This is a genomic window from Streptococcus sp. HMSC066F01, assembly GCF_001837335.1.
In the GTDB taxonomy this organism is placed as follows: domain Bacteria; phylum Bacillota; class Bacilli; order Lactobacillales; family Streptococcaceae; genus Streptococcus; species Streptococcus oralis_S.
This window is the reverse complement of the sequence record NZ_KV832073.1, coordinates 112,759-119,563: the sequence shown is the minus strand read 5'-3', so window position 1 is coordinate 119,563 and position 6,805 is coordinate 112,759. Positions and strand designations below refer to the sequence as shown.

The 6,805-nt window shown below is 41.4% G+C and carries 4 protein-coding genes; 1 reads left to right on the top strand and 3 read right to left on the bottom strand.

Annotated elements, in window-relative coordinates; all coding sequences use genetic code 11:
• The coding region (locus tag HMPREF2655_RS01955) for a CshA/CshB family fibrillar adhesin-related protein (protein ID WP_142352100.1) at positions 1-3,702 on the bottom strand (3,702 nt) is incomplete at its 3' end.
• A 294-nt stretch (positions 3,703-3,996) separates the two neighbouring features.
• Positions 3,997-4,704: a glucosamine-6-phosphate deaminase gene (locus tag HMPREF2655_RS01950; RefSeq protein ID WP_000864609.1), complete on the bottom strand. Its 708-nt coding sequence runs from the start codon at positions 4,702-4,704 to the stop codon at positions 3,997-3,999.
• A gap of 150 nt (positions 4,705-4,854) precedes the next feature.
• Here HMPREF2655_RS01950 and queA point away from each other — a divergent pair, with 150 nt between their 5' ends.
• Positions 4,855-5,883: a tRNA preQ1(34) S-adenosylmethionine ribosyltransferase-isomerase QueA gene (queA, locus tag HMPREF2655_RS01945; protein ID WP_001090170.1), complete on the top strand. Its 1,029-nt coding sequence runs from the start codon at positions 4,855-4,857 to the stop codon at positions 5,881-5,883.
• 39 nt (positions 5,884-5,922) lie between these two features.
• On the opposite strand, the gene HMPREF2655_RS01940 is transcribed toward queA, so the two are convergent.
• On the bottom strand, positions 5,923-6,783 hold the full coding sequence (locus tag HMPREF2655_RS01940; protein ID WP_070837352.1) for a YihY/virulence factor BrkB family protein: 861 nt from the start codon (positions 6,781-6,783) through the stop codon (positions 5,923-5,925).
• Positions 6,784-6,805: the final 22 nt, after the last annotated feature.

Sequence of the window (6,805 nt, the reverse complement as noted above, 5' to 3'; positions counted from 1 at the left end):
CTTAGTCACTGTTGGAGTATAAGTCGCAGTGACTTCTGTACCGTTCTTATCCACGCGTTTAACCATTACTGGATCTGGTGTGCCAACGTACTTCTTATCTGGCGTAAAGGTGATAGAACCATCAGAATTGATGCTGTATTCACCTACACCCGGAACGGTCTTCGTTGACTGACCATCTTCGAAAGTCATTGGTTTTGTATCATCCAGTGGAACAGCTGGATCGCCTGCTGTAAAGGTTGGCTTACCACTTTGTGGCTGTCCTTGCAGACCAGTTGATGTATCATTTGTACTTGTTGGAGTGACTTTAGTCACTGTAGGTTGATATACTGCTTCGGCAGTAGAACCATTCTTATCTGTCACACGGAGGGTTGCAGGAGTTGGCGTTCCATAGAAATCAGGTGCTGGTTGGAAGCTAATATCCCCATTCGGTTGAACAGTATAAGTTCCTTGAAGTTTACCGCTAGCATCATGTACTGGTAAGCTGTTACCTTGTTGAACTTGTCCATCAACCACAAACTGTGGACCTTCTGGTGCAAATGGTACAGTCTCATTTTGTCCATTGATAGTTGCTTGACCAGGAGTAAAGGTAAGGTGGCTATCTTGTTTTTGACCCTGGAGTCCAGTAGTCTCTGCTCCTTGCCCTGTTGGAGTTGCAGCCTTAACAACCGCTTGATAGGTAGCTGTTACTTCTGTTCCGTTCTTATCTACACGCTTAACAGTTTCTGCAGTTGGACGTCCAGAGTAGCCAGGAACTGGTTGGAAAGTAACGCGACCTGTACTATCCACCTTATAAGTTCCAACGCCAGGAACCTCTTTCGTTGGCTGACCGTTGTCAAAAGTTGGTGCAATTGATTCATCAATTGGAATACGGTTATCACCTGGAGTGAAGACCAAGTTCCCAGATTGCTCTGCACCTTGAATACCTTCAGAACTTGCGTTTTGGGATGTTGGAACAACTCGGGTAACAGTTGGTTGATAAGTGGCAAAGTGATCATTACCACTTGCATCATTTACTTTTAATTTAATCGGATCAACAGTTCCTACAAATGATTTATTTGGGGTAAAGGTTACTCGACCCGTAGTTGGATCTAGGTTAAAGGTACCAACTTCTTTACCACCTGATGTTGCAGGAATACTAGTTCCTGAGATAGGTTCTCCGTTTCCATCCAAGAAAGTAGCAGGATTACTTGCAGATGGTTGAACCGGTGTGTTAGCTGGATTCCCATCAGTAAATAAAATATCTTTTACTTGCGGTAAACCTTGAGCATCAGTTGAACGATGTTCAGTAAAATCAACTACAGTAGGAACATAACGAGCATCCATAGAATTTAGAGGTTGGTTGACAACAGGCTCTGAATTATTTTTTGCAGTCCATTCTGTGCTTGCACCATTGCTATCAAAGCGACGGATGTTAATACCTGATGTAGTCCCAACGTATCCAGCTTTCGGAACGAAGACAACATCAACATTGTCACCATTTGGCGTCACCTTGTAACGTCCTTCTGCTGTTGTATACCAACCTTCTGCATCTGCTGTTAATTCACGTCCGTTATTATCTAAAACGACAGGCGCCTTATTAGTATCAATGGTTGTTCTAGCATTCTCGTCCTCTTTAGAATAACCACGAGGTGTGAAGGCTAAGCTTGTTTGTTGTTGTTGATCGCGTAAGCCCTTTGTTTCCTTCTTCTCACCTTTTGGTGGATAAGTAAGGTTAACTTGTAAGTCTTCAACTTCACCACTAAAGGCTGTGCCAGTCGGTTTCTCGATATCACCTTGGTTCAAAGCAATACGAACACGCATTCCTAGCTTCTTAACGTTATCATCGTTCATAGGTGGGTGATTTCTAAAAGTAACGGTATAGTCGCCTTCATTTGTTACTTCTGTAAAATCACTAGCTTCATTCTCATCAAATTTACCGTTATTATTGAAATCAATCCAAGCTCGAACATAAGCTTTTTCATTTCCATTAGCTGAAGCATGGAAACGAAGCGAATAATCACCATCACGAAGACGATCTGCTTGGAATAACTCATGAGTCTTACCAACTAAGTCTGCTGGTAAAAGCTGATCAATCCCTTCATCAGCATGATCTGTACTATCATCATGGGTCCAATCATTACCTGACGTAGTATCAATATCAGCAGGTTTTCGACCAAGGTAAGGTTGTGGATTTTGTGCTCCCGTAGCAGCATTGTAACCAGAAATAGTGTGAACTGCATTTCCATAACTTTCAGGAGCATCTCCAGTATCTACAACCATGAAACCAATCATAGCAGCTTGCTGACCAGAAGATGCAATATAAATTCCAACTTCTGATGCTTCACGAGTCATCACAATTGGCACAGTATGGTCTTTAGAAGTGTTTGGACCAAATACTTGTGAGCCTAAGCCACCTGTTCTTTGATCAGGATTTGTAAATTTTGTCCAGTCAATCGTTGGAATCGTTGCATTGTCACCAATATACTGACCAAGTCGATTAGGATTCATTGGTGCGTAGGTATCTGTAATCACTTTACCTTGTGGTGACACACGTTTCCATTCAGCTAAATGTTCCCATCCTTTACCATTGGTCGTAAAGATAGCATATTCACCTGGGTTTGCTTCTTCTCCATCCGCCATAACCACTGTGGCCTTAACAGGCTTGTTTAGATATGTTGCTTCAACCTTAAACTTCACTCCATAACTTGCACCATTCTTAGGAACCTGCAATTGGGTTCTACGTCCATTAGTATCAATTCCCTGCTCACGAAGAGATGTCCATTGGTTCATAGGAGCACCAATGATTTTTGGTCGTGCAGAGTCGCCCTCTTTAACTTGGCGATTATAGTCTGCAGGCACATATCTAAACCAGGTGTTTTTAGCATCAGGATCATAACTATTTTCATAAGAAGTTCCTGCTACACGATCACGATAAATCTCAGTTGAGTGGAAAGGTTTTAGTTCCGTAACTGTTAATTTAACGACATATCCTGGAGAAATTTCCTTCTCATAAACACTACCTACTTTAAGAGAACCGTCAGTATCAAGTCCTTTAAATGCCTGACTATCACCAAAATCTAACCAGTTAATTTGCTTAACTAGATCCGCAGGGCGTTTCTTTTCGGAATCTGCTAAAGTTGGTTTTTCAATTGTGTTGTTAGGATCTCCATCACGTAAACCAGTAGGTGTAGCATCTCGACGTGCTCGGCGAGAACGTGTAGGTTGCGTAGCCTCCCTAGTCTCTACTGGTTGTTCTACAGCTCTTGAAGCACTTACAGTTTCTGAGCTAGCTTCAGTTGAAGCTGAATTGGCACTCTCTGCAGGCTTCATTTCTGTAGGAGCAACTGGCTTCTCAACTGAAGGTTGAGGCGATTCAGAAACAACTGGCTGTTCATTCTTTGGTTTCTCAATAGACTCTGAAGCTGAGTTTGCAGGTTTACTATTTTCAGCGGATTGAGGAGCCTCAGTAGCTGAAGCAACTAAAGTAGTTGCAGGTTTTGGTGATGTCTCAGAGTTTGCTGGTGCTGTAGAAGTTGCTGATGGTTCAGCAAGATCCGTTCGAGAAATCTCATTTTGGACACCAGAAGCGCTTGTTTCATCAGCGCTAACCTGAGACGTCACTCCCAATAGAACCAAGGTAGACAAGAGTACAGAACAAACACCCACGTTTAGTTTCCGAATAGAAAACTTACGAAGATGTGGATTAAATAATTCTTTTCCCATTAGAATCTCCTAAAATTATTTTTTAAGATATTATACATTATTTTTAATGATTTAGCTACTAAATTATCCTAGAATAATAACTTTTTTTCTATTAAATAAGCAAAGCTTTTAAATATTATTATATTGAGCGTTCTTTATGTTTGTTTTTAGGAATATTTATATTAATGTTTTATCTCTCAAATAAATTATTTTACAAACTAAATTAACCTTTCTTAGAATATAATAAAAAATTCCTGCTATTTATAAAGCATCAAAGAACCACTCACTCCAAAGAGCAAGTGGTTCTTATACTTTTTATTTTTCAAGCAAGCTGAGCGCTTCAGCATCCGCAATAATCGTCACATCAGGGTGATTTTGCAGACTACTTGCTGGTAGACTCTCAGTCACTGGTCCAGACACTGTTCCGGCAATAGCTTCTGCTTTTGATTCACCGTAAGCAAAGAGAATAATTGACTTGGCATCCAAGATGTTTTTAATCCCCATTGAGATAGCTTGGGTTGGAACGTCTTCAATCTTGTCAAAGAAGCGAGCATTGGCTTCGATAGTAGACTGGTCCAGCTCTACAAGGTGTGTTTGACTGTCAAATGGAGTACCAGGTTCATTAAATCCGATATGTCCATTGCGACCGATTCCCAAGATTTGCAAATCAACAGGATGGTCAGCCAAAATTTGGTTGTAGCGTTCAACTTCTTCTTCAGCATTATCCTTAACACCACGTGGCAAGAAGCTTTCCTTAAATGGTTTTTGGTTAAACAGGTTTTCTTGCATGAAGTAACGGTAAGATTGTGGATTGTCCCCATCAAGCCCTACATACTCATCAAGGTTCACACTGGTTAGATTTGAAAAATCAAGGTCACTCTCAACGATTTCTTTGTAAAACTCAAGTGGACTACTTCCTGTCGCAAGTCCCAATGTTTGAGCGCCATTGGCTAATTTTTCCTTCAAAATCTCAAAAGCAACTTTTCCACCTTCGACTTGGTTTTCAACTTTAATAACTTTCATCTTTTCATCCTCCGTTTTAATCTATATTTATTATATGGTATAGACCAATTTTTGTCAAGTGAAAACGATTTAATTTCTAAAAAAAGAGCGTCCAAACTTGAAACGTGTTATAATGGATAGGATTAGAACTTAGAAAGAATGAACAGATATATGAATACAGCTGATTTTGATTTCCACTTGCCTGAGGAATTGATTGCCCAAACACCCCTTGAAAAGCGAGATGCCTCCAAACTCCTCATCGTCAATCGTGAGACGAGAGAAATGCAGGATAAACACTTCCACTCTATTATCGACATGCTGGAACCAGGTGATGCCCTTGTCATGAACGATACTCGCGTTCTCCCTGCCCGCCTCTATGGTCAAAAGGAAGAAACTGGAGGCCATGTGGAGCTTCTCCTACTCAAAAATACCAGTGGAGATGAGTGGGAGGTTCTCGCCAAACCTGCCAAACGCCTCAAGGTCGGGACTCGTGTCAACTTTGGTGATGGTCGCCTCAGCGCTGTCGTTACGGAAGAATTGACCCACGGGGGCCGCTTTGTCCGCTTTGAATACCAAGGAATTTTCCTAGAAGTTTTGGAAAGTCTGGGTGAAATGCCACTACCGCCCTACATCCACGAAAAACTAGATGACCGTGAACGTTATCAAACGGTCTACGCCAAAGAAAGTGGCTCTGCTGCTGCACCAACTGCTGGACTGCACTTTACCAAAGAACTGCTAGCAGAAATCCAAGCCAAAGGTGTTCATCTAGTCTATCTCACTCTCCATGTCGGACTCGGAACCTTTAGACCCGTTTCTGTAGACAATCTAGACGAACATGAAATGCACTCCGAATTCTACCAGCTTTCTGAGGAAGCAGCTGCCACCCTTCGCTCTGTCAAGGAAAAGGGAGGTCGCGTCATCGCTGTCGGAACCACTTCGATCCGCACACTGGAAACCATCGGTTCCAAGTTTAATGGGCAAATCCAAGCAGATTCTGGCTGGACCAATATCTTTATCAAACCAGGCTACGACTGGAAGGTTGTGGATGCTTTTTCAACCAACTTCCACCTTCCCAAGTCAACTCTTGTTATGCTAGTTTCTGCCTTTGCTGGTCGTGACTTAGTCCTAGATGCCTATCACCATGCCATCCAAAAACACTACCGCTTCTTCAGTTTTGGAGATGCCATGTTTATCTATTAAGAAAATCCCTATTAGGAAACCTAATAGGGATTTTTCTAATTATTCTATACCAAACTTTGGATCTTTCAAACTCTGAACACTGGCATTGATAACTGCTCCGATAATCAAAATCTTTGCAATGAGAATAAACCAGAACATCATGACTACCACGATAATGGAACTGAAAAATCGGACATCAACCAGATGATTAACATAACTATTGACGTAGACAGAAAAGATATTCAATAAAAAGATAAGAGTTAGCAAGACAAAGACACTTCCTGGTAAAACATAGCGGATTCGTGGTGCTTTTACTTTTGGAAGGAAGTAATAAATCATGACTAGAATGGCAAAGATCAAGGCATAGACCAGAGGGCCTGTAAAGTCTTGCAGGTAAGAAAATAGCGGACTGTCTGATTGCCAGTAAGTTTTGAGGAGGTTAAGCAACATACGACCAAACATACTCAAAAACAAGGCAAAGGCAAAAAGGATCTGCAAGCCAAAACTAACAAGTAGACTCATCAACTGATGGGAGATAATGCCTCGACTCTTGGTCACTCCATAGGCTTTGTTAAAGGCTTTTTGGAGGAAATCCATTGATTTCGAAAAAGTCCAGAGGGCAGATAAAACAGAAAAACTCAGCAAACCAGTCGATGGTTGAGTCAGAACTTCTCGGACAATCTTGGCGACCACATCATACACCGTATCAGGCAAAAATTCCTTGATCGTCAGTAAGAAATTTGAGACCGGAATCTGAAAATAAGGCAAAATATTGACCATTATCATTAGCAAAGGAAAGATTGAAATCAACCAATAGTAGGCAACCGCAACACTGGTCAACTCGCTATCAGATGCTTGATAATAATGCAAAAAAGCTTTCAATAAGGGCCTGTCCATCAGCTCTTTCCACCACTTTTTCATGTTTCATCCTCCGTCATTTTCT

What these genes read in the sequence shown, in the direction of transcription:
- HMPREF2655_RS01950 (WP_000864609.1), bottom strand. Translation starts at nt 4,704, where the DNA reads ATGAAAGTTATTAAAGTTGAAAACCAAGTCGAAGGTGGAAAAGTTGCT.
- queA (WP_001090170.1), top strand. Translation starts at nt 4,855, where the DNA reads ATGAATACAGCTGATTTTGATTTCCACTTGCCTGAGGAATTGATTGCC.
- HMPREF2655_RS01940 (WP_070837352.1), bottom strand. Translation starts at nt 6,783, where the DNA reads ATGAAAAAGTGGTGGAAAGAGCTGATGGACAGGCCCTTATTGAAAGCT.